Here is a 21,357-nt window from a genome sequence, read left to right on the forward strand (position 1 = left end):
AGGCCGATGGGTGGACAGAGGGCCCGGCGAACGGAAACGCACTGTCCGGGGCGTCACTGCGCTGGCTGTGGAAAGGCGTAGAGCTTGGTGCCGGGCGGGGATTCGCTACAGCTGTAGTAAGAGACGCTACACCTGTAGCATCCGGGCTGTGAAGCCACGAGACGCGGATCGCAAGAGCCGGCTCGCCGACGCCGCTATCGAAGTGCTCGGTTATGAGGGAGTCCGTGCGCTCACGCACCGTGCTGTTGATGCTCGCGCTGGGTTGCCGCAAGGTACGTGCAGCTATCACTTTCCGACGCGCAATGCCCTGCTCACTGCCGCCCTCGAGCGCATCGCCGAACTCGATCTCGCCGACGCGGAGCGCTTCGCCGGGATCGAGGGTCGCGGTCTCGCCGATGTGGAGCGCTTCGCGGGGGCCGAGGGTCGCGGTCTCGCCGGCGCGGAGCGCTTCGCGGGGATCGAAGGTCGCGGTCTCGCCGACGCCGAGCGCTTCGCCGGGGACGAGGGTCGCGGTCTCGCCGGCGCCGAGCGCCTCGCCGGGATCGAGGGCCGCGATCTCGCCGCGGTGATCGAACGCTGGGCGACCTCGCACCGGGCGCGGGCGCGGTTCATGCTCATGCTCGACCCGCAGGCGCGCAGGGAGCTGGGGGAGTCCGCGGCACGGCTGGCGGACGGTTTTGTCGACCGGGCCGAGGCGCTCACCGGCTCCCGGCGGCGCGGACGGCTGCTCATCGGCCTGATCGACGGCCTGCTGCTGGACGAGGTCATCCGCGGCCCGGTCACCGCCGAGGAGCGCCGCGACCGCCTCGACGCGGTCCGGCGGATCGTCGCGGCCGGAGAGTAAGCGACCGAGCAGCGAGGACGACCGAGCTGCGAGGACGGCGGGCGGTGGAGCGGGCGAGCGGCGAAACGGCCCCCGCGGTGAGACGGCCAAGCGCCAAAACAACCCAGCGCCAAAAACAATCCAGCGTCAGAGCAGCCCAGCGCCAAAGCGGCCAAGCGGTCGAACGGCCCAGCGGCGAAGTCGAACGGCCCAGCGGCCCAGCGGCGAAGCGGCCGGGTGGTCGAGCGGCGAAGAGATGTCGAGCGGTGGAGGAGGCCTGGCTGAGCGGTACATAGGAAGCAACCCCAAACAAAGGTCATGAAAAAGAGCGAACCGTCCAGTAACCCCGGGCGACCCCCGTCGTTGAGCGGGATGAGCGCATCCCCAGCGTTCCCCCTCGCGAAAGCGGCCCTACGATGATCGGCAACCCGCGCACGTTCTGGCTCGCCCTGCTCACCGCGGCCGCGGCCCTCGCCGCCGCCGCCGTCACCGGGCCGGTCCTCGGCCTGGTCGTGGTCGCCGCCGCGGCCGCGGGAGCCGCGCTGTTACACGCCGGGGCGCTGATTCGCCTGGCCCTGCGCATCCATCACGGTCGCAGCGACTTCGGGCCGTGCCGCGGGGCGGGATTCCTCGGCATGGGCGCGCTGGTCACGGGCGCCGGCGTGGCCCTGACGGGGGTGCCGGCGCTGCCCCAGGGGCCGATCGCGGCCGGGACCACGCTGGTCGCCGCCCCGACCTACCTGCTCGGCCTGCTGCTGCTCCCCGGCACCGCTCCGACCCTCGGGGCCAGGCTGCGCCGCCTGCTCGACGGGGCCGGCATCGGCGTGAGCCTGTTTTACTGTGCCTGGGTCCTGGCCCTGAAGAGCGCGGCGAGCGGGACCGCGCCGCTGCGGCTCGCGGTGGCCGTGACCGGGTCCGTGGCCATCGCGGTGGCCGTCGTGACCGGGATGCGCGCCGTGCGGCATCGGCCCGCGGCGCTGGGCTGCGCCGGTGGGGCCGCGCTGTCCGTCCTGGGCCTTGACGTGTACTCCCTGCTGCTCCTCGGCCACCACGGCGCCTGGCCCGCGCTCCCCGCGACCGTCACCGCGGGGCTGGTGCTGGCCGGCCTCGCGATGGTCGCCGGACCGTTCCTGATCACCGCCGGCGCCCGCCGGGCCGACGACGAGCCGACGCGCGCGGAGGTGTTCGACGAGGGCGGCTCGCTCGCGGCGTACCCGCTGCTCGTCGGCCCCGCCCTGCTCGCCGTCACGGTCTCGGCCTTCCACCTGCTCACCGGCGGCCGGTTCGACGCCACGTCGGTGGCGCTGGGCCTGGCCGCGTTCGGCGCGCTCGCCGTGCGGGAGCTGCTCGCCGCGCGCGACGTCCGCCGGTACGCCCTGAGGCTCGCCGGCCGCGAGGCGCGCTTCCGCACACTGGTGTCCGGCTCGACCGACGTGACGATCGTGCTCGACGCCGACCTCGTCGTGCGCTGGCAGAGCCCCGCGGCCGCGCGCCAGTTCGGCCTGTCCGACCAGGACGCCCTCGGCCGCCCGCTGACCGACCTGCTCCACCCGGACGACCACGGCCCCGTGACCGGGGCGCTGCGGGCCGTGCTGGGCGGCCGCCAGCACGTGCTCGTGCAGGCCCGGCTCCGCGACGGCTTCGGCCGCTGGCGCGACACCGAGTCGACGGTCAGCGACCAGCGCACCGCGCCCGAGGTCGCCGGCCTGGTCGTGCACGTGCGCGACGTCGGTGACCGGGCCCAGCTGCAGCGCACGCTCGACGAGGTCGCGTGGACCGACGACCGGACCGGCCTCGCGAACCGCCGCCGGTTCGTCGCCGCCGCGGGCCAGGCCTGCCACGAGGGGCGGCCCGGGTCGTTGCTGGTGCTGGAGCTGGAGCGCTTCTCCAGCGTCGCGGACCTGCACGGCCAGGCGGTCGCCGGGGCCGTGCTCATCGAGGCGGCCCGGCGCCTGCGCATCGCCACGGCGGGGCGCGACCTGCCGGCCCGGCTGGGGGATGCCGCGTTCGCCGTGCTCACCGAGGCGCCGCTGGTGCACGCCTTCGCCCTCGCGACCCGCCTGGCCACGGCCCTGGCCGAGCCCTTCCACCTGCCGGGGCACACGGTGCACCTGGCCGCGGACGTGGGCGTGGCCGACCTGCTCGGCGCCGGCACCGCCGAGGAGGCCCTGCGCCACGCCGACGTCGCCCGCCGCCGCGCCCGCCAGCTCGCCCGCTCCCGCGACGGCGGCCGGGTCGAGTGCTACGACAAGTCCTTCGAGGTCGCGCTGGTCCGCCGGACCGACATCGAGCAGCAGCTGCCCGGCGCCATCGGCCGCGGCGAGCTCGACGTGGTCTTCCAGCCGATCGCCGACCTCGCCACCCGCCGGCCCGTCGGGGCCGAGGCCCTGGTGCGGTGGCGGCACCCGCGGCTCGGGACCGTGCCGCCGGCCGAGTTCCTGCCCATCGCCGAGGAGCTGGGCACCGGCCTGGCCGAGGAGATCGGCACCTGGGTGCTGCACAAGGCCTGCCGCCAGCTCTCCCGCTGGCGCCGCGACGGGCGGGACCTGTGGGTCTCGGTCAACGTCTCGGCCCGGCGGCTGGCCGCCGAGGGCTGGCTGCCGACGGTCGCGACCGCCCTGGACACCCACGACGTGCCGCCGGAGGCCCTGGTCGTCGAGGTGACGGAGGCCGCCCTGCCCGACGACACCCTGGCCGTCGAGCAGCTGGCCGGCCTGCGCGCCCTGGGCGTGCGCACGGCCCTGGACCACTTCGGCACCGGCCCGACCGCCCTGGCCCACCTCCGCCGGCTGCCGATCGACATGCTGAAGATCGACCAGTCGGTGTTCAGCGAGCCGGCGGGCCGGCGCGGGCCGGCGACCCCGATCGTCGACGTGGTCGTGGGCCTGGCCCGGCGCCTGGGCATCGACGTCATCGCGTGCGGCCTGGAGACCGGGTCGCACGTGGACGTGGTGCGCGCGGCGGGCTGCCCGCTCGGCCAGGGCTACCTGATCAGCCCGCCCGACCATGCCGAGCACGTCGAGGCCTACCTCGAACGTCACCGCGCCCCGATGCTCTGAGCGCAGGGCCATGACTCGGGTCCGTGGTGGTGCGGACCGTCGCTCCCGCCAGACACCGCTGGGCGCTGGCGCGCCGACGCTGCCAGGTCCGCCGCTGGTCACCCTGCCCCCAGATGCGGTCCTCGGCACCGTGAAGCGAGCTACGTCGCCGCCGGCGGCGTCCGCAGGGTCAGGATCAGGTCGAGCACCAGAGCCGTCCAGCCCGTCTGGTGCGCCGCCCCGAGGCCCGCGCCCGTGTCGCCGTGGAAGTACTCGTAGAACAGCAGCAGGTCGTGCCACGCGCCGTCGGACTGGAAGAGCTCCACGTCGCCGAAGAAGGGCCGCCGGCCCGACTCGTCGTTGAGGAACAGCTTCACGAGCCGGTGCGACAGGTCGTCCGCGACCGTCGCCAGGGTGGCCATCCGCCCGCTGCGGGCCGGGTACTCCACCTGCAGGTCGTCGCCGAAGAACTCGGCGAAGCGCCGCACCGCCTCGATGAGGATGTAGTTGACCGGCATCCAGATCGGGCCGCGCCAGTTCGAGTTGCCGCCGAAGAGCCCGCTCGTCGACTCGCCGGGCTCGTAGCCCACCGTGTACGCGTGGTCGCCCAGGTGCACCGTGAAGGGCTCGTCCTTGTGGGCCCGCGACAGGGTGCGCAGGCCGTAGGGGGACAGGAACTCGTCCTCGTCCAGCATCCGCTGCAGGATGCGGATGAGCTGGTCCGGCCCGACCATCGACAGCAGGCGCAGCTGCTGCCCGCCGCGGCTCTTCTTCGCCCCGACGACGTCGCCGTATTCGGGCTTGTTGGTCAGGAACCAGCGCAGCCGGGCGGCCACGTCCGGCAGCCGGCGCAGGGTCGAGGAGCTGATGATCGTGGTCGCGGTGAGCGGGAGGAGCCCGACGACCGAGCGGACCTTGAGCGGGATCTGGTGGCCGTCGGCGGTGCGCAGGACGTCATAGAAGAACGCCTCCTCCTCGTCCCACAGCCCGAACTCGTAGGCGGCGTCGGCGATGTAGGCGAAGTGCTCGAGGAACTTGGCGGCGATGTCCTCGTAGACGCGATCGTGCACGGCGAGGGTGAGCGACATGTCGAGGAGGTTGAGCGCGTACATCGCCATCCACGCGGTGCCGTCGCTCTGCTCCAGCCGCCCGCCCACCGGCAGCGCCGCGGACCGGTCGAACGGCCCGACGTTGTCCAGCCCGAGGAACCCGCCCTCGAAGACGTTGTTGCCCTCGGCGTCCTTGCGGTTGACCCACCAGGTGAAGTTCAGCAGCAGTTTGTGCAGCACCCGGGCGAGGAAGTCGAAGTCGCGCGAGCCGTCGAGCACGAACACGCGCAGGGCGGCCCACGCGTGCACGGGCGGGTTCACGTCGCCGAACGCCCACTCGTAGGCCGGGATCTGCCCGTTGGGGTGCATGTACCACTCGCGCAGCAGGAGCAGCAGCTGCTCCTTGGCGAAGCCGGGGTCGACGCGCGCGATCGCCACGCAGTGGAACGCGAGGTCCCAGGCGGCGTACCACGGGTACTCCCACGGGTCGGGCATGGACAGCACGTCGCAGCTGTTCATGTGCCACCAGTGGGAGTTGCGGCCGTAGCGGCGGCTGTCCGGCGGGGGCTCCGACACCGGGTCGCCCTGCAGCCAGCGGGCCACGTCGAAGTGGAAGAACTGCTTGCCCCACATGAGCCCGGCGACGGCCTGCCGGACGATCATCTTCTCCTCGGCGGTGGCGGCCGCGGGCACGAGCGCGTCGAAGTACTCGTCGGCCTCGGCCCGCCGCCGCGCCATCGTGGAGTCGAAGTCGGCCTTGAGGTCGGCCGGGGCGAGGTCCTTGGCGCCGGGCGCGTTGAGGTTGAGCCGCAGCCGGATCTCGTGCGTGCCGCCGGAGGGCACCGAGACGAGGTAGTGCAGGGCGCCCTTGGTGCCCACGCCGGCCGGGTTGACGCTGTCGGCGCCGTGGATGATGTGGTCGCCGATGCCGTCCTTGGGGTACTCCTCGCCCTGCTTGCCCCAGATCCGCGGCCCGTTGGTCTCGTTGTTGCAGAACAGCGGGCGGGGCGCGCCGTCGCCGGTCAGCGCCAGGCGGCCGAGCAGGCGGTGCTCGGCGAGCAGGCCGTTGTCCTTGGCGCGGATCTCCGGCCGGTAGTCGCGGCCGGGCAGCCCCCAGGCCCACGTGTTGCGGAACCACAGGGTGGGCAGCACGTGCAGGCTCGCGGGTTCGGGCCCCATGTTGCGGATCCGGATCTTGATGCACATGTCCGTCGGGCCGGCCTTGGCGTAGTCGACCTCGACCGCCCAGTACCGGTCCTCGTCGAAGATGCCGGTGTCGACGAGCTCGTACTCCGGCTCGCCACGCCCGCGCCGGCAGTTCTCGGCGACGAGGTCGTCGTACGGGAACGCCTCCTGCGGGTAGTGGTAGCGCCACTGCATCCACGAGTGCGTCGGGGTGGAGTCGGTGTACCACCAGTACTCCTTGACGTCCTCGCCGTGGTTGCCGAGGTCGCCGCCGAGGCCGAACATCCGCTCCTTGAGGATGGCGTCCTTGCCGTTCCACAGCGCGAGCGCGAAGCAGAACGTCTGCCGGTCGTCGCAGATGCCGGCCATGCCGTCCTCGTTCCAGCGGTACGTGCGGGAACGGGCCTGGTCGTGCGGGAAGTAGTCCCAGGCGTTGCCGTAGGCGCTGTAGTCCTCGCGGACCGTGCCCCAGGCTCGCTCGGACAGGTAGGGCCCCCAGCCCCGCCATGGGCGCTCGCCGCTGTCGGCTTCGGCCAGCCGCCGGCGCTCGGCGTTCCCATCGTCCTCGATCACGCGGCTATTCTCCGTTGTTCATGTTTCGGCCAAGTTGAGACCCGACCATTCGACCCATAGGTGGCATTTGTTCCTACACCAAAAAGCTGGCGACCGCACCCTCCTGGATCTTGGACGCCGCGGCGCCGTCGCCCCGGCTCGATCGATGCAGGCTCGATTGATCAATAATTCTGCTGGGGTCGAGTCGCCTCCTGCCACCCGCAGCCACCAAGATTGTGCGCATGGTGGTGTACGGCACGCAGGTATGCGGTGATCTGGCGCACGGGGCGGCGCTCGAGTGGCTCGTCCCGGACGGAACCGGCGGCTACGCGATGGGCACGGTCTCGGGGCTGCGCACGCGGCGGTACCACGGCCTGCTGGTGGTGGCCGAGCCCGGGCAGCCCGCCCGCCGCCACCTGGCCCTGGCCGCCCTGGACCCGGTGCTGACCCTGCCCTCGGGCGCCGAGGTCGAGCTGGCCGTGCACGAGTGGGCCGGCGGCGCGATCAGCCCCGCCGGGCACACCCTGCTCGAGCGCTTCGAGCTCGTCGACGGCCTGCCCCGCTGGCGCTGGCGGATCGGCCCGGTCGTGATCGAGCGCGAGCTGGCGATGGTCCACGGCCGCGCCCACCTCGGCGTCGTGCACCGGCTGGTCAGCGCCCCCGGCCCGGTCACCCTGGCGCTCAAGGCCCTGGTCACCTGGCGTGACGCGCACGGCGAGCGGTCCGCCGCGGGGCCGGAGCCGCTCGTCGAGGCGCACGACGGCGGGGCCGTGGTCGAGCGCTCCTTCCGCCTGCGCGGGCCCGGCTTCCAGCGGATCTCGCAGTGGTACCGCGGCGCCCACGCCCGCCTCGAGGCCGACCGGGGCCTGAGCGCGCACGAGGACCTGTGGTGCGCCGGCCGGTTCACCGCCCGCCTGGAGCCCGGCGACACCCTCGAGGTCGAGGCCTGGGCCGGCGACGAGGACGCGCACCGCGGGGCGGGGCGGATCGTGGAGCGGGCCCGGCTGCGCAACCGCGCGCTGACCCACGACGCGGCCGACCCGGCCGACGCCGCGCTCGTGCTCGCGGCCGACGCCTTCGTGGTCGCGGGGGCCGCGGGCGCGCCCGACGTCGTGGCCGGGTACCCGTGGTTCGGCACCTGGTCGCGCGACACCATGACCGCCTACGAGGGGCTGTTCCTCAGCACCGGCTGGTACGACGAGGGCCGCGAGCTGCTGCGGGCCTACGCCGCGACCCTCGACGACGGCATGCTCGCGAACACGGCCGACACCGGGCGGACCGAGCACAACACCGTCGACGCCACGCTGTGGTTCCTCCACGCGATCGAGCGGCACGTCAGCGGTACCGGCGACGACGACCTCGCCGCCGAGCTGCTGCCCGCGCTCGAGGAGGTCGTCGCGGCCCACGTGCGCGGCACCCGCTACGGCATCCGGGTCGACGGTGACGGTCTCGTCACCCAGGGTGCCCCCGGCGTCGCGCTTACCTGGATGGACGCCCGGGTCGGGGAGATTCCCGTCACACCCCGGGCCGGCAAGCCGGTCGAGGTGAACGCGCTGTGGATCAACGGGCTCGCCGCGATCGCCGCCCTCGCCGAGCGCACCGGCCGCCCCGCCGGCCCGGTCCCGGCCCTGCTCGCCACCGCCCGGGCGAGCTTCGAGCGCCGGTTCCCGATCCCGTCGCCGTTGCCCTCGGCGACCGGCCGGCCGGACGCGGGCCCCCTCTTCGACGTGGTCGACGGGCCCGGCGGGGACGACCCGGCGCTGCGCCCCAACCAGCTGCTCGCGTGGAGCCTGCCCCGCGGCCCGATGCGCGGGCGGGCGGTCCCGGAGGCCGTGTCCGCCCTGATCACGCCCCTGGGGCCGCGCAGCCTGGCGGCCGGGGAGCGGGGATACGCCGGGGTCCACGCGGGCGACCCGGCCCGGCGCGACGCCGCCTACCACCAGGGCACCGTGTGGCCCTGGATGCTCGGCCCGTACGTGGACGCCCACGCGGCCGGGGCCCCGGGCCGTCACGCTGAGCTCCTGCAGGGCATCGAGGCGCATCTGTGGGAGTGGGGCGTGGGCTCGGTCAGCGAGACCGCCGACGGCGACGCCCCGCACCGTGCCACGGGGTGCCCGTTCCAGGCCTGGTCGGTCGCGGAGGTGCTGCGCGTCCGGAGGAATGTCGGCTGAGCGTTACACCCTAGAAATGAGATTTGCCGCCTTGGTAACCCTCACGGGGCAGGATGAGTCTCAAACCCACCCAACGGCTCACACGCGGGGGAGAAATCGCGTGTGTGGCAGCGCCGTGCGGGGGTACATGGGCGAGCGTTTTGATCAACGATCTGTGGGGGCGGCCACGTGAGCGAGACCATCGGGACCGGAGGACGACGACCGTTGCGCATTCTGATGTTGTCGTGGGAGTACCCGCCGGTGGTCGTCGGCGGGCTCGGGCGGCACGTCCACGCGCTGGCCACCTCCCTGGTGGCGGCCGGCAACGAGGTGACCGTCGTCACGCGGCACGCGCCCGGCGCGCCGCTGGAGGAATACGCGGAGGGCGTGCGCATCGTGCGGGCGGCCGAGGATCCGCCGCTGTTCCCGCTGGCCACGTCGACCCTGCTGGCCTGGACGATGGCGTTCAACCACACCCTGACCCGGGCCGCGCTGCGGGCCGCGGCGACGGGGGAGTACGACGTCATCCACGCCCACGACTGGCTCGTCACGCACACCGCGGTCACCCTCAAGGAGAGCCTCGACCTGCCGCTGGTGGCGACCATCCACGCCACCGAGGCCGGCCGGCACCAGGGCTGGCTGCCCGACGAGATGAACAAGTGCATCCACTCCGTCGAGTGGTGGCTGGGGCACGAGGCCTGCCGTGTCATCGTCTGCTCCGAATACATGCGCTGGGAGGTCACCCGCCTGCTCGACCTCGCGCCGGCGCGGGTGTCGGTGGTCGCCAACGGGGTCGACGCCAGCGTGTGGCGGGCCCCGGCGCGGGCGGTCAACGCGGCCCGGGCGCGGTTCGCGGGCGAGGGCCCCCTGCTGGGGTACGCCGGCCGCCTGGTCTACGAGAAGGGCGTCCAGGACCTCATCGCGGCCCTGCCCGAGCTGCGGGCCCGGCACAACGGGCTGCGCGTGGTCATCGCCGGCGACGGCCCGCACAAGGGCGAGCTGCTCGAGGAGGTCCGCCGGCTCCGTCTGCAGCGGGCCGTCTCCTTCGCCGGCTTCATGGGCGAGGGTGAGCTGCCCGCGCTCATGGCCGCCACCGACGCGCTCGTCGTGCCGAGCATCTACGAGCCGTTCGGCATGGTCGCGCTGGAGGGCGCCTCCGCCGGCGCGCCGCTGGCCGTGGCCGCGACCGGCGGCCTGGCCGAGATCGTCGAGCCCGGCGTCACCGGCGTCACGTTCCCGGCCAAGAACCCCGACGGGCTCGCCGCCTCGGTCGGCACCCTGCTGGAGGACGAGCCGTTCGCCCGCCGGGTCGCCAAGCAGGCCCGCTCCATGGTCAGCGAGCGCTACGGCTGGTCCACGATCGCGGCCGACACGGCGAGCGTCTACGGCACCGCGATCTGCGAGGCGCCGGGGTTCGCCGCGCGCCAGGCGGCCGCGTTCCTCGAGCACGGGCGGCCGCAGATCGTCGTACCGGACGGTAACCTGCTGACGCTGTAATCCCCCTCCCAAATACATCAGATTTGCACCCAGCCCGGATCGAGGGCGCTTCGCGGAGTCAATCCGGGCTGGGACCCGCACAGGACCGATCCCGGCATGTGGATTTGCCGGGGTCGGTCATATTTTGGGTCTCGCCAGGGCGTTCCATCCCCGGTACGGTTTGCCAGGAAAAGCGACCGGAATCGATCAGGACGGCATTGGGTGAGCGGTAGCGCCGACGAGGTCCTCGGCAACAGATACCGGCTGATCGCACCCGTCGGCACCGGCGGCATGGCGGTCGTGTGGCGGGCCCGCGATCTCGTGCTCGACCGGGACGTCGCCGTCAAGCTGCTCGCCGGGTCGCTGGCCGGCAAGCCGGGCAACCGCGAGCGGATCCGCTCCGAGGCCCAGGTCGTCGCCCGCCTGCAGCACCCCAACATCACCGCCGTGCACGACTACGGCGAGGCCGGGGACGTCTCCGCCGGCCGCAACGGCCGCCGCCCCTACGTCGTCATGGAGCTGCTCGAGGGCGAGCTGCTCAGCGAGCGGCTGCGCGCCGGGGCGATGTCCTGGCGCCGGGCCACCCAGATCTGCGCCCAGGTCGGCGCCGGGCTCGCCGCCGCGCACGAGAAGGGCATCGTCCACCGCGACATCAAGCCCAGCAACGTCATGCTCACCGCGGCCGGGGCGAAGATCCTCGACTTCGGCGTCGCGGGCCTGGCCGGCTCCTACGACCCGGACGACGAGCGCGACGGCACCGTCTTCGGCACGCCCGCCTACCTGGCCCCCGAGCGGCTGCTCGGCGGCGGGGTCGTGGCCGCCACCGACGTCTACACCGTCGGGCTGCTCGCCTACCGCTGCCTGACCGACCGGCTGCCCTGGCACGCGGACACCCCGACGCAGATGATCGCCAACCACGTGTACGAGCCGCCGCACCCGCTGCCGGAGATCCCCGGCATGCCGGCCGAGGTGGCCCGGCTGATCACCCGGTGCCTGGCCAAGGACCCCGACGCCCGCCCGTCCGCGGCCGAGGTCTCCCGCGTGCTCGCCGCCGCCACCGGCATCCACGTGGTCCTGCCCGGCGAGGACGGCTCCTCCACGCAGGAGGTGCACGCGCCGCCGCCGAGCGAGGACACCCCGCCGATCCGGCGCGCGGAGTTACCGGCCGTGCGGCGCCCCGGCGGCGGCAGCCACCACCGGGTCGTGCCCGGCCGCACCGCCCGGCGCGCCTGGGTCGCGGTCCTGGCGACCGTGCTCGCGGCCGGGGCCACGACCGGAATGATCATCTGGAAGCCGTGGGCGCCCAAGCCGGGCTGCAACATCGACTTCTACATCCATCCGGTTCTCCGGCCCGGCACCGAGCGCGGCTTCGAGGCTCGCGTTACGGTTGCCAACATCGGCAACCGCACGCTCGACCCGTGGGAGCTGGTCTTCCTCTTCCGGGGCGGCCAGCAGGTCGACCGTGTCGACGGCTCCGGCGCCTACACCCCCGGCGTCGGCGGCCTGCGGATCACCGGCCAGTCCCCGCTGCTGCCCGGCAAGGCGGTCACCGTCGGCGTCTACGGCCACGGCGGCCGGCCGGGCCCGCCCAGCGACTTCGTGCTCAACGACACCGCCTGCGACCTGCGCGTCGAGATGCGCGGCCCCGAGGACCAGCTGCCCCCGATCGCCGAGAACGTCCAGGCGCCGCCGGACGCGTCCCGCCCGCCCCCGGGCCGGCCGCAGGGCCCCCCGCCCGGCGGCGGCCCGCCCGGCGGCTTCGACCCCGACGACCCCGACGGCAACCCGGACCCGAGCCGGCGGCCGGCCCAGCCCGGGCAGTCCGGCCCGCCCGCGTATTTCCAGAGCGCCGCCCCGCCCGCCCAGCGCACCCGCCGCAAGCGGCATGCGTGAGGTCACGGCGCCCGTCGGCTTCGTCTTCGGCGGTGGCGGGGTGCTCGGCGCCTACGAGGTCGGCATGGTCCGCGCGGTGCTGCACCACGGCATCCGGCCGGACCTGATCGTCGGCACCTCGATCGGGGCGTTCAACGGCGCCGCCGTGGCCGCGGCCCCGGACGAGCACGTCGCCGAGCGGCTCACCGAGCTGTGGTCCTCGCCGCAGGCGCGCACGGTGTACGGCGACTCCCTGCCCCGCCAGCTGAGCCGTTTCGCCAAGCGCACCCACCTGCACTCGCCGGCCCCGCTGCGGCGCCTGCTCGAGCGCGAGCTCGGCGAGGCCACCACGTTCGCCGACCTCCAGGTGCCGTTCCAGTGCTGCGCGGCGAGCATCGAGCGGGCCGCCGAGCACTGGTTCTCGTCCGGCCCGCTGATCGACGCCGTGCTCGCGTCCTCGGCGGTGCCGGGGCTGCTGCCGCCGGTACACCTGGGGCAGGAGCATTTCATCGACGGCGGCATCGTCAACTCCGTGCCCGTCGGGCGCGCGGTCGCGCTGGGCGCCCGCACCGTCTTCGTGATGCAGGTCGGGCGGGTCGAGCGGCCCCTGCGCCCGCCCCGCCGCGCGTGGGAGGTGGCCCAGGTCGCCTTCGAGGTCGCCCGCCGCCACCGCTTCGCCCGGGAGCTGCAGGAGGCGCCCGGGGACGTGTCGGTGCACGTCCTGCCCACCGGTGGCGGTTCCCCGAAGGACGACTCGCCGCTGTCGTACCGCAAGGTCGAGCTCGCCCGCGGCCGCATCCGGCGCGCGTACGAGGCGAGCCTCGCCTATCTCGAGGCGCTGGGCTAGATGCCGCCCCGCTGGATCCGCCGGCTCGTGCTGACCCCGCTCGCCCTGGTCATCATCACCGTGCTGCTGGCCGTCATGCCGGTCTGGCTGCTGCTCGCCGCCGTGCTGGGCCCGCTCGGCTCCGGCCGCCTCCGCGCGCTGCGGGTCGGGTGGATGGTCGCCGTCTACCTCTTCCTGGAGGTCGTCGCCCTCGTCGTGCTCTTCGCGCTGTGGGTCGCCAGCGGCTTCGGCTGGCGGCTGCGCGGCCCCCGGTTCCAGCGCATCCACTACGTCCTGACCGGCACGTTCCTGCGGATCCTGTACCACCAGGCCCGCTTCGCCCTCGGCGTCAAGGTCCGCGTGGTCGGCACCGATCCCGACGTGGCCGCGCCCGGCCAGCCCGAGCTCGTCTTCTGCCGCCACGCCGGCCCCGGCGACTCGTTCCTGCTGGTCCACTCCCTGATCGACTGGTTCGACCGTGAGCCGCGCATCGTGCTCAAGCAGACGCTGCAGTGGGACCCGGTCATCGACGTGATGCTCAACCGCCTGCCGAACCACTTCGTGACCGTCGCCGCGGACAGCGAGGAGCACATCACGGCCCTGGCGACCGGCCTCGACGAGAACGACGTGCTCGTGCTCTTCCCCGAGGGCGGCAACTTCACCCCGAGCCGGCGCGAGCGGGCCATCCAGCGGCTGCGGGACCTGGGGCTGACGACGATGGCCGAGCGCGCGCAGCGGATGCGGCACGTGCTGGCGCCGCGGCCGGGCGGCACCCTGGCCGCGCTGGACGCCGCGCCCGAGGCCGGGGTGATCTGGGTCGCGCACACCGGCCTGGACAAGCTGCTCACGGTCGCCGACCTCTGGCGCCATCTCCCCCTGGACCTGACGATCACGATGCGCTGGTGGTCGGTCGAGCCCGAGCAGATCCCGGCCGGCCGCGACGAGCGGGTCGAGTGGCTCTACGAGTGGTGGGCCAGGATCGACGACTGGATCGATCACCACAACCCGTGAAATATCGGGTATGCCGGGGTCGCCCGCGCGGGCGGTGATCCGGTGCCGCGCGCCGTGGGGGAGAATGGTCCGATGCGATTCGGTGTGCTGGGCACGGGACATTGGGCGACGGTCACGCAGGCGGCCGCGCTGGCGACGCACCCCTCGGCGACGCTCGCGGGCGTCTGGGGCCGCAGCGCCGACAAGGCGGAGGACCTGGGCTCGCGCTACGGCGTCCCGGCGTACACCGACGTCGACGCCCTGTTCAAGGAGGTCGACGCGGTCGCGATCGCCCTGCCCCCGCACGTGCAGGCCCCGCTGGCCGTGAAGGCGGCCCAGGCCGGCAAGCACCTGCTGCTCGACAAGCCCCTGGCCCTCGACCCGGCCGCGGCCGACGAGGTGGTGGCGGCGGCCGACGCGGCCGGCGTGGCCTCCGTCGTCTTCTTCACCAACCGCTTCGTCCCGTCGGTCGACAGCTTCCTGACCGCCAACGCGCAGCTCGGCGGCTGGTATGCGGCCCACGGCACGATGTACACGTCGATCTTCCAGCCCGGCAACCCCTACGCCGGCTCGGTCTGGCGCAAGGAGCACGGCGGCCTGTGGGACCTCGGCCCGCACGCCCTCTCGGTGATCCTGCCGCTGCTCGGCCCCGTGGTCGACCTCTCCGCCGCCGAGGGCCCGCGCGACACCGCCCACCTGCTGCTGCGCCACGAGGGCGGGGCCGCGAGCACCCTCTCGCTGACGCTGGACGCGGCGCCCGACGCGACGAGCTTCGGCTTCGCCTACTTCGGCGAGCACGGCGCCACCACCCTGCCCGAGTGGAACGCGACCCAGGTCGAGGCCTTCGGCAACGCCGTGAACGCCCTGATGGACGCGGCCGCCGGCCGGCCCCACCCGTGCGACGCGGCCTTCGGCGCGCAGGTGACCCGCATCCTGGCCGCCGCCGAGCGGGCCCGCAGCTCCTCCACGATCGTCACCGTCTGAGCGCCGTCGCGGGGCCGGGTGCGCTCAGCGCATCCGGCCCATCGCGTCGCGGAGGCGGGTCAGGTCGCGGATCCGCCGTTCGTAGGTCACGGCGAACCCCACCAGCAGCGCCCCCGCCACCGCCAGCGGAGCCCACCGCGGCAGGTAGTCCCAGAACAGCAGCACCTCGTGCCAGGCCAGCACGGCCAGCACCGCCCCGCCGGCCGCGATCGGCGCCTTGAGCCGCAGCCGGGCCCCGGCCAGCACCACCGCCACGGCCGCGGCCCCGAGCAGCAGCCGCCGCCCGGGCGCCCCCGGCGTGGTCATCACGAGCGCCAGGCTGGGCAGCAGCCCGGCCAGCAGCGCCGGCCCGAACGCGGTCCAGCTGGTCAGCGCCGGGTTGCGCCGCGCCGCGAACCACCCGGCGACGAGCGCGGCCAGCGCGACCGGCGCGGTGTACGCCTCGGCGAGCGACACCTCCCGCGCGACGAGCACCAGCTCGTAGGCGACCAGCTCGGCGGCGACGGCCCCCGCGGCGTAGGCGATCCGGGCCGGCCCGCCGAGCCCGCGCAGCCCGAGCGCCACGCCCCACAGCCCCGCGACCCCACCGGCCGCGGCGACGTCCCCGGTCGCGAGCAGGAACGCCACCACCGCCGCGGCGTGCGCGACACCGTCGAGCGGCCGCGCCTCGGCCCCGCGCCCGCGCAGCAGGAAGCCCCCGCCGAGCGCGAGCCCCGCGGCCGCCAGCACCAGGTACGCGGTGGCGGTCAGCGGCAGTCCCGCGGCCCGCCCGGCCGCGAACGCCAGCCATGCGCCGGCGATCCCGGCGACGGTCCAGCCCGTGCCCCGCGCGACGGCGGTGCGCCCCGCGACCCCCGCCACGACCGCGGCCGCCACGACGAGCCCGAGCCCGGCGAGGGTGGACCAGGCCGCGGCCAGCAGCCCCGCCAGCCCCGGCACGATCCCGAACCAGCAGGTGACCGCCGCGATGGCGGTGCCGCGCGAGGGCCGGCGCAGCGCCGCCCCGAGCGCGGTGGTCAGCCCGGTGGCGAGGGTGGCCGCGGGCACGACCGGCCACGGCGTCCCGGCCGCGACGCAGCCGAGCACGATCGCGAGCAGCGCCGGGGGAGCCGCGAGACTCCATCGGGCCATCCCGAACCGCCCGGCGACGAGCACCGCCAGCCCGGCGAGCACGGCCAGCGTGACGGCCGAGGCCGAGGCCCCGAAGGCGGACGGCTGGTCCCGCCACCATGCGGTACCGTCCGGTCCCAGCCCCACCCCGCCGGGCGCGCCCCGCCAGATCGCCCCGACCCAGCCGAGCGGCCGCAGCAGCGCCTCGAGCACGGCCGGCACCAGCGACACCGTCGCGAGCAGCGCCGGCACGACCGCGGCCACGGCGTGCCGCCCACGCACCCGAGCCGGGCGGAACGCGCGCGCGGCCGCCCAGGTGCCGGCGAGGGCGGCCGCGCCGAACGTGCCGAACCAGGTCGCGCCGTGGTTCGCCGCCGCCGCGACCGCCGCCGCGATCGTGACCCCGGCCCCGGCCGTGGCGGTCGCGACCGTGCCCGCGCCCGAGACCCAGCCCCGGCCCGAGCCCGAGGCCCGGTCGTGCAGCGCGAGCGCGGCGGCCAGCACCAGCGCGAGCCCGGCCGCGGCGCCGGCGAGCGCCGGGGGAACGGCGGTGGTGCCCAGCCCGGCGAGCCGGAACCCGGCGGCCCCCGCGACGGGCAGGGCCAGCAGCCCCAGCACGGCGGCGGGGAACCCGGTCGCGGGCCCGGCCGACCGGGCGGCGAGCGCGGCGGCCACCACGCCGAGCAGGGCGTAGGCGGCCAGGGTCACGGCGGGCGAGACGAGCCCGACGACCGCGAGGTGCGCCCCCAGGACGGGCATACCCAGCAGCGCGAGCAACCCGGGGCTCCACACCTTCGCGCCCTCGGCCGGCTTGACGACGGCGCCTGCGGCCGTGACGGCGACAGCGGCCATGATCATCAGCGCGATCCCGTCCGCCAGGGCCGCGAGCGCCGGGCCCGGGTCCGCGAACGCCGACGGCGCCGCGAAGGTCACGAGCAGCAGCGCCGTCCACGGTACGGCGGGATGCCGCACCAGCAGCCAGACCGCCCCGGCGAGCAGGACGAGCGCAACCGGCTCCTGCCAGTCGAAGAGCCGCCCCGCCGCCGGGCCGGCCGCGTGCCACGCCGGCAGCGCGTGCACGGCGGTGCGGGCGGCGGCGAGCAGCGCGAACCCCGCGTACGGCACCGCGAGCCCGCCGGCCACCACGAGCGCCCCGGCCCGGACCCCGGCCCGCACCCGGCCCGGCGCGACGAGCGCGAGGGCCGCGACGGCCAGCCCGAGTCCGGCGAACGCCGCGTACCGCTGCCCCGGGACCACCTCGGCCACCAGCCGGGCCAGGCCCACCGCCGCGATCCCGACGGCGACCCCGGCGGCCGGCTGCGTCGTGCCCGGGTGCTGTGCCCCGGCCGCGAGCACCAGCGCGGCCAGCGCCGCCAGCACGCCCGCGATCCGCAGCGCCGCGGGCACCCCGTCGAGCGTGGCCAGCGCGTGCAGCGCCGGCGGCAGCGCCGCCAGCACCGCCAGGCCCGACGCGACCCAGGCCACCGTTGCGCCCGGCCGTGCGAGCCGGTTGGCCAGCGCGGCGTCCGCCGCCGCGACGAGCACGAACACCAGCGTCCAGCCGGTCGCCCCGAGGCCGCGGTGCAGGGCGAGCAGCGGCAGCACGGGCTGGACGGCGAGCACCGCGGCCAGGGCCGGGGCGCGCAGCCTCGTCAGGGCCGCGTACCCGCCGCCGGCCACCGCCGCGAGGGCGAAGACGATGCCCGCGTACGTGGTGGGGGAGGCGGCGTCGGCCAGGCCGGCGAGGTTGACGTACCACGCGGCGTACCCGTCGAGCACCACCAGCAGCAGCCCGAGCGCGGCGAACGTCTCGGCGGTAGCCCGCAGGCCGCGGCGCTGGGTCAGCGGCGGCACGGCGAGCGTGAGCAGCGTGACGACCGCGAGGACGGCCGCGCGCCCGAGCACGCCGAAGCTCGCCCAGGCGACGGCCGTGAACACGATGGCGGCCGCGCCGAGGAGCAGGCCGCCGAGCACGAACAGCAGGTTCTGCACGGTTCGCGGCGCCGCCTCGGGCCGCCGCTCGAACCCACCGGCGAGCGCCGGGGCAGCGGCGGCCGGAGCAGTGGTGGCCGATGCAGTGGTGGCCGCGGGAGTCTTCTCCGGCGGGCGCGGTGCGGCGGTGGCCACGGAGGCCTTCACCCGCGCGGCGAGCAGGTTGCGCTGCGACACCGCCGCGTTGTACGCCAGCACGGCCGAGCCGAAGCGCGCCCGGGCCGCCTCCACCTCCGAGTACAGCTCGCGCGTGCGCGCATTGAGCCGTACGACCTCCGCCGCGTCGGGAAAGGGCGGCCTTGCGCAGCCGCCGCACCCGGACTCCAGCCCGGCCGGCGCGCCGCAGAACGGGCACGGGTAGCTCACCATGCCCAACAGGGTGCCGCGGCGGGTGGCGAGGCCGCATCGGCTCGGCTACTCAACCGGGCCTGAGTACCCGCGATTGGGGTCCCGCGTGATCAAGGGGCATGCTGTCGTGATGCGGCTGCTGAGCGAGGACGAGTACCGGGCCACGATGGAGCCGGAGCCGGTCCAGCTCGGACCCGACGACGAGCCCCCGTTCGACTTCTGGCCCTACTTCGACGAGATCCCCGAGGCGGACCTGCGCGGCCACGACTTCTCCGAGGGCCAGGTGACGTACGCCTGGCACATGCCCCGGGGCAACCGCCAGCACGTGCTCGTCAACTGCGAGCGCGCGAACGTTTTCCTGGTCATCGTGCTGGACCTGAACCACAACGTCGTGCTCGGCCACTACCTGCTGGACATCATGCGGGTCCAGGACGGCGGCCAGGACCGGGCCTAGGCGTCCAGGCCGCGCTCGATGGCGTAGCGCACGAGGTCCACCCGGCTGTGCAGCTGCAGCTTGCCCAGCGTGTTCTGCACATGGTTCTGCACCGTGCGGTGCGACAGCACCAGACGCTCGGCGATGTCCTTGTACGTCACGCCCTTCGCGACCAGCCGCAGCACCTCGGTCTCGCGCTCGGTGAGCCGCGGCGCGTCGGGGTCCTCGGCCCGCGTCACGCTCGCCAGCCGCCGGAACTCCCCGAGCACCAGGCCCGCCAGCCCCGGCGTGAACACCGGGTCGCCCTGCGCGGTGCGCCGCACGGCCGCCAGGAACTCCTCCCGGGCCGCGGACTTGACGAGGTAGCCGGTCGCCCCGGCCTTCACGGCGTCGAGCACGTCCTGCTGCTCCCCGCTCGCCGACAGCATGAGGATCCGCGCCTGCGGGCAGGACGCCAGCACCCCCTGGATGACCTCGACCCCGGACCGGTCGGGCAGCTGCAGGTCGAGCACCACGACGTCGGGGCGCACCGACCCGGCGATGCGCACCGCCTGGGCACCCTCGCCGACCGCGGCGACCACCTCGTAGCCGGCCTCGGCGAGGTCGCGCGCCACGCCCTCGCGCCACATCGGATGGTCATCGACCACCATCACGCGCAGATTCGCCCCGCTGTCCACCCAAGCACCATAAACGCTCAGCGCGGCACGGTGAGTTCCACCTCGGTACCGTTTCCGGCCCCCGACGTCACGCTCACCGCGCCGCCCAGCTCCCGGATGCGGCCCCGGATCGACTGGGCGACCCCGAGCCGCCCGTCGCGCTCGGCCTCGGCCAGCCGCCCGTCGGGGATGCCGGCCCCGTCGTCGCGGATCGACACCGTGACCTCGCCGTCGAGCTCCTCGAGCAGGATCCAGGCCCGGGCGCCGTCGCCCGCGTGCCGCGCGACGTTGTCCAGCGCCGCGCCGACCGCCGCCGCGACCTCGCCGGCCACCGACGCCGGCAGCAGCACGGGCGTGGCCGGGGCCGCGACCGTCACGGTGGCCGAGGCGAACGCGTCCAGCAGCGGCCGCAGGTCGGTCGCCGCGTCGGCGGGCGCGGCCGGCGAGGTGGCGGCGACCAGGGACCGCAGCACCGACTCCTGCTCGCCGGCCAGCCGCCCGAGCTCGGCCGCCTCGCCGCCGAGCTCGGCCCCGCGGCGCTGGACGAGCGCGAGCACCTGCAGCACCGAGTCGTGGATGCCGCGGGCCAGCCGCTCCCGCTCCCGGGTGGCCGCCTCGAGCTCGGTGGCCCGCTGCAGCCGGGCCTCGGCGTCGATCGCCAGCCGCGCGATGTGCCCGACCCCGATGCCGGCCAGGATCATGAGCACCGGGCCGTTGACGGTGGCCTGGCTGAGGCCGTCGCGCACGACGATGTCCCCGATGCTGAGCAGGATCGCGGCGACGGCCCCGCGGCGGCGGCCGCCGGCGATGGCCCAGGCGACGACCGGGCTCGCGACCCAGGCCATCGGCAGCGTGGGCGCCCCGACGGCGAGCCCGGCCGGCTGCACGATCCAGCGGGAGGCGAGCAGGCAGGCCGCGGCGACCGCCAGGTCGGCGACGAGCAGCGGCCAGCCGCGGCGCTCCCGGCGGGCGTAGCCGAGGCTGGCCACCACCGTCCACACGGTCATCACCGCGAGGATCAGCCACCCGCCCGGCGGCCAGGCGTATTCGCGGAAGTTGTTGACCATGAGCACCGCGGCGTAGCCGAGCGCGGTGATGCGGAACACGAGCAGCGCCCGCCACAGCGGCCCCTCGAGGCCGGGCAGGCGGCGCCGCTCGTCTCCGCCGGCGGTCATGTCAGACCCAGTGGACCGGCGGCAGCCCGGCCTCGGCCAGCGCCGCGTCGATCTTGCTGAACGGCCGCGACCCGAGGAACCCGGCGGGGTTCATCGGCGAGGGGTGCCCGGCCTCGACGACCACGTGCTGCGGGTTGGTGACCAGCGCGGCCTTCTTGCGCGCGGGGGCGCCCCAGAGCACGAAGACCACGCGCCGGGGGAACGCGTTGAGCGCGTGGATCGCGGCGTCGGTGAAGTGCTCCCAGCCCTTCCCGGCGTGCGTGCCCGCCTTGCCGGCCCGCACGGTCAGCAGCGTGTTGAGCAGCAGCACGCCGTCGGCGGCCCAGCCGGTCAGGTCGCCGTTGGCCGGCGGGGTCACCCCGAGGTCGTCGCGCAGCTCCTTGTAGACGTTGCGCAGCGACGGCGGCACGGTCACGCCGGGGCGCACCGAGAAGCTCAGCCCGTGGGCCTGGCCCGGCTTGAAATACGGGTCCTGGCCCAGGATCACCACCCGCGCCTGCTCGGGCGAGCACAGCCGGAAGGCGGTGAACAGGTCCTCCTGCGGGGGGTACACCGTCTCCGTCGCGTACTCATGCTCGACGAACGTCTGCAGGCGCTGCACGACGTCGAGGTCGAGATACGGCTTCATCACGTCACGCCAGCCGGCGGGGAGGAGCTCCAGCAGATCCAACGACATGCACGGCACTCTACGAGCAGGG

Annotated in this window: 14 protein-coding genes; 9 read left to right on the forward strand and 5 right to left on the reverse strand. The window is 74.9% G+C overall.

Annotation, left to right across the window (positions count from 1 at the left end; translation table 11 throughout):
* The first annotated feature begins 202 nt into the window (after positions 1–202).
* Together ACQP2P_RS09920 and ACQP2P_RS09925 are read left to right on the forward strand one after the other, a co-directional pair.
* Positions 203–844: a hypothetical protein gene (locus tag ACQP2P_RS09920; RefSeq protein WP_433619078.1), complete on the forward strand. Its 642-nt coding sequence runs from the start codon at positions 203–205 to the stop codon at positions 842–844.
* Between the two features lie 395 nt (positions 845–1,239).
* Entirely contained in the window at positions 1,240–3,882 is a 2,643-nt protein-coding gene (locus tag ACQP2P_RS09925) for a putative bifunctional diguanylate cyclase/phosphodiesterase (protein ID WP_433614894.1), read from the forward strand.
* A 140-nt stretch (positions 3,883–4,022) separates the two neighbouring features.
* Here the strand turns inward: ACQP2P_RS09925 and ACQP2P_RS09930 are convergent, their stop codons facing one another.
* A complete protein-coding gene (locus ACQP2P_RS09930; RefSeq protein ID WP_433614896.1) occupies positions 4,023–6,668 on the reverse strand; it encodes an MGH1-like glycoside hydrolase domain-containing protein in 2,646 nt (881 codons plus the stop codon).
* A 221-nt stretch (positions 6,669–6,889) separates the two neighbouring features.
* On the opposite strand from ACQP2P_RS09930, the gene ACQP2P_RS09935 reads away from it, so the two are divergent.
* The 6 genes from ACQP2P_RS09935 (at position 6,890) to ACQP2P_RS09960 (ending at position 14,945) form a co-directional block, all read left to right on the forward strand.
* Complete coding sequence (locus tag ACQP2P_RS09935) at positions 6,890–8,818, forward strand: amylo-alpha-1,6-glucosidase (protein WP_433614898.1); 1,929 nt, start codon at positions 6,890–6,892, stop codon at positions 8,816–8,818.
* 216 nt (positions 8,819–9,034) lie between these two features.
* Positions 9,035–10,294: a glycosyltransferase family 4 protein gene (locus ACQP2P_RS09940; protein ID WP_433619080.1), complete on the forward strand. Its 1,260-nt coding sequence runs from the start codon at positions 9,035–9,037 to the stop codon at positions 10,292–10,294.
* A 201-nt stretch (positions 10,295–10,495) separates the two neighbouring features.
* Positions 10,496–12,166 carry a protein kinase domain-containing protein gene (locus ACQP2P_RS09945; RefSeq protein ID WP_433614900.1) on the forward strand — a complete coding sequence of 557 codons (1,671 nt, stop codon included), beginning with the start codon at positions 10,496–10,498 and terminating at the stop codon, positions 12,164–12,166.
* Positions 12,159–12,992 (forward strand): patatin-like phospholipase family protein, encoded by an 834-nt coding sequence (locus tag ACQP2P_RS09950; RefSeq protein ID WP_433614902.1) that lies wholly within the window; start codon positions 12,159–12,161, stop codon positions 12,990–12,992. Before ACQP2P_RS09945 ends, ACQP2P_RS09950 begins: the two co-directional genes overlap by 8 nt.
* Entirely contained in the window at positions 12,993–13,982 is a 990-nt protein-coding gene (locus ACQP2P_RS09955) for a lysophospholipid acyltransferase family protein (protein WP_433614904.1), read from the forward strand.
* Between the two features lie 72 nt (positions 13,983–14,054).
* The gene (locus tag ACQP2P_RS09960; RefSeq protein WP_433614905.1) at positions 14,055–14,945 is read left to right on the forward strand and encodes a Gfo/Idh/MocA family protein; all 891 of its coding nucleotides are present in this window, start codon (positions 14,055–14,057) and stop codon (positions 14,943–14,945) included.
* A 24-nt stretch (positions 14,946–14,969) separates the two neighbouring features.
* Here the strand turns inward: ACQP2P_RS09960 and ACQP2P_RS09965 are convergent, their stop codons facing one another.
* Positions 14,970–18,416, reverse strand: a complete 3,447-nt coding sequence (locus ACQP2P_RS09965) for an SCO7613 C-terminal domain-containing membrane protein (RefSeq protein WP_433614907.1) — start codon at positions 18,414–18,416, stop codon at positions 14,970–14,972.
* Positions 18,417–18,525: 109 nt separating this feature from the next.
* Here ACQP2P_RS09965 and ACQP2P_RS09970 point away from each other — a divergent pair, with 109 nt between their 5' ends.
* On the forward strand, positions 18,526–18,849 hold the full coding sequence (locus ACQP2P_RS09970) for a hypothetical protein (protein WP_433614908.1): 324 nt from the start codon (positions 18,526–18,528) through the stop codon (positions 18,847–18,849).
* Here the strand turns inward: ACQP2P_RS09970 and ACQP2P_RS09975 are convergent.
* From ACQP2P_RS09975 to ACQP2P_RS09985, 3 genes are read right to left on the reverse strand one after another with little or no spacing between them, the layout of a single operon-like run.
* Positions 18,846–19,478 carry a response regulator gene (locus tag ACQP2P_RS09975; RefSeq protein ID WP_433619082.1) on the reverse strand — a complete coding sequence of 211 codons (633 nt, stop codon included), beginning with the start codon at positions 19,476–19,478 and terminating at the stop codon, positions 18,846–18,848. The genes ACQP2P_RS09970 and ACQP2P_RS09975 overlap by 4 nt on opposite strands.
* Positions 19,479–19,522: 44 nt before the next feature.
* A complete protein-coding gene (gene macS, locus ACQP2P_RS09980; RefSeq protein WP_433614910.1) occupies positions 19,523–20,659 on the reverse strand; it encodes a MacS family sensor histidine kinase in 1,137 nt (378 codons plus the stop codon).
* Between the two features lies 1 nt (position 20,660).
* Entirely contained in the window at positions 20,661–21,335 is a 675-nt protein-coding gene (locus ACQP2P_RS09985; protein WP_433614912.1) for a uracil-DNA glycosylase, read from the reverse strand.
* Positions 21,336–21,357: the final 22 nt, after the last annotated feature.

Origin of the sequence: Dactylosporangium sp. CA-139114 (genome assembly GCF_050955725.1) — a bacterium.
GTDB lineage: Bacteria > Actinomycetota > Actinomycetes > Mycobacteriales > Micromonosporaceae > Dactylosporangium.

Excerpts from the sequence above, each read along its gene's own strand:
- ACQP2P_RS09925 (WP_433614894.1), top strand. The coding sequence starts at position 1,240 with ATGATCGGCAACCCGCGCACGTTCTGGCTCGCCCTGCTCACCGCGGCC.
- ACQP2P_RS09935 (WP_433614898.1), top strand. The coding sequence starts at position 6,890 with ATGGTGGTGTACGGCACGCAGGTATGCGGTGATCTGGCGCACGGGGCG.
- ACQP2P_RS09940 (WP_433619080.1), top strand. The coding sequence starts at position 9,035 with ATGTTGTCGTGGGAGTACCCGCCGGTGGTCGTCGGCGGGCTCGGGCGG.
- ACQP2P_RS09950 (WP_433614902.1), top strand. The coding sequence starts at position 12,159 with ATGCGTGAGGTCACGGCGCCCGTCGGCTTCGTCTTCGGCGGTGGCGGG.
- ACQP2P_RS09955 (WP_433614904.1), top strand. The coding sequence starts at position 12,993 with ATGCCGCCCCGCTGGATCCGCCGGCTCGTGCTGACCCCGCTCGCCCTG.
- ACQP2P_RS09960 (WP_433614905.1), top strand. The coding sequence starts at position 14,055 with ATGCGATTCGGTGTGCTGGGCACGGGACATTGGGCGACGGTCACGCAG.
- ACQP2P_RS09965 (WP_433614907.1), bottom strand. The coding sequence starts at position 18,416 with ATGGTGAGCTACCCGTGCCCGTTCTGCGGCGCGCCGGCCGGGCTGGAG.
- ACQP2P_RS09970 (WP_433614908.1), top strand. The coding sequence starts at position 18,526 with ATGCGGCTGCTGAGCGAGGACGAGTACCGGGCCACGATGGAGCCGGAG.
- ACQP2P_RS09975 (WP_433619082.1), bottom strand. The coding sequence starts at position 19,478 with ATGGTGGTCGATGACCATCCGATGTGGCGCGAGGGCGTGGCGCGCGAC.
- macS (WP_433614910.1), bottom strand. The coding sequence starts at position 20,659 with ATGACCGCCGGCGGAGACGAGCGGCGCCGCCTGCCCGGCCTCGAGGGG.
- ACQP2P_RS09985 (WP_433614912.1), bottom strand. The coding sequence starts at position 21,335 with ATGTCGTTGGATCTGCTGGAGCTCCTCCCCGCCGGCTGGCGTGACGTG.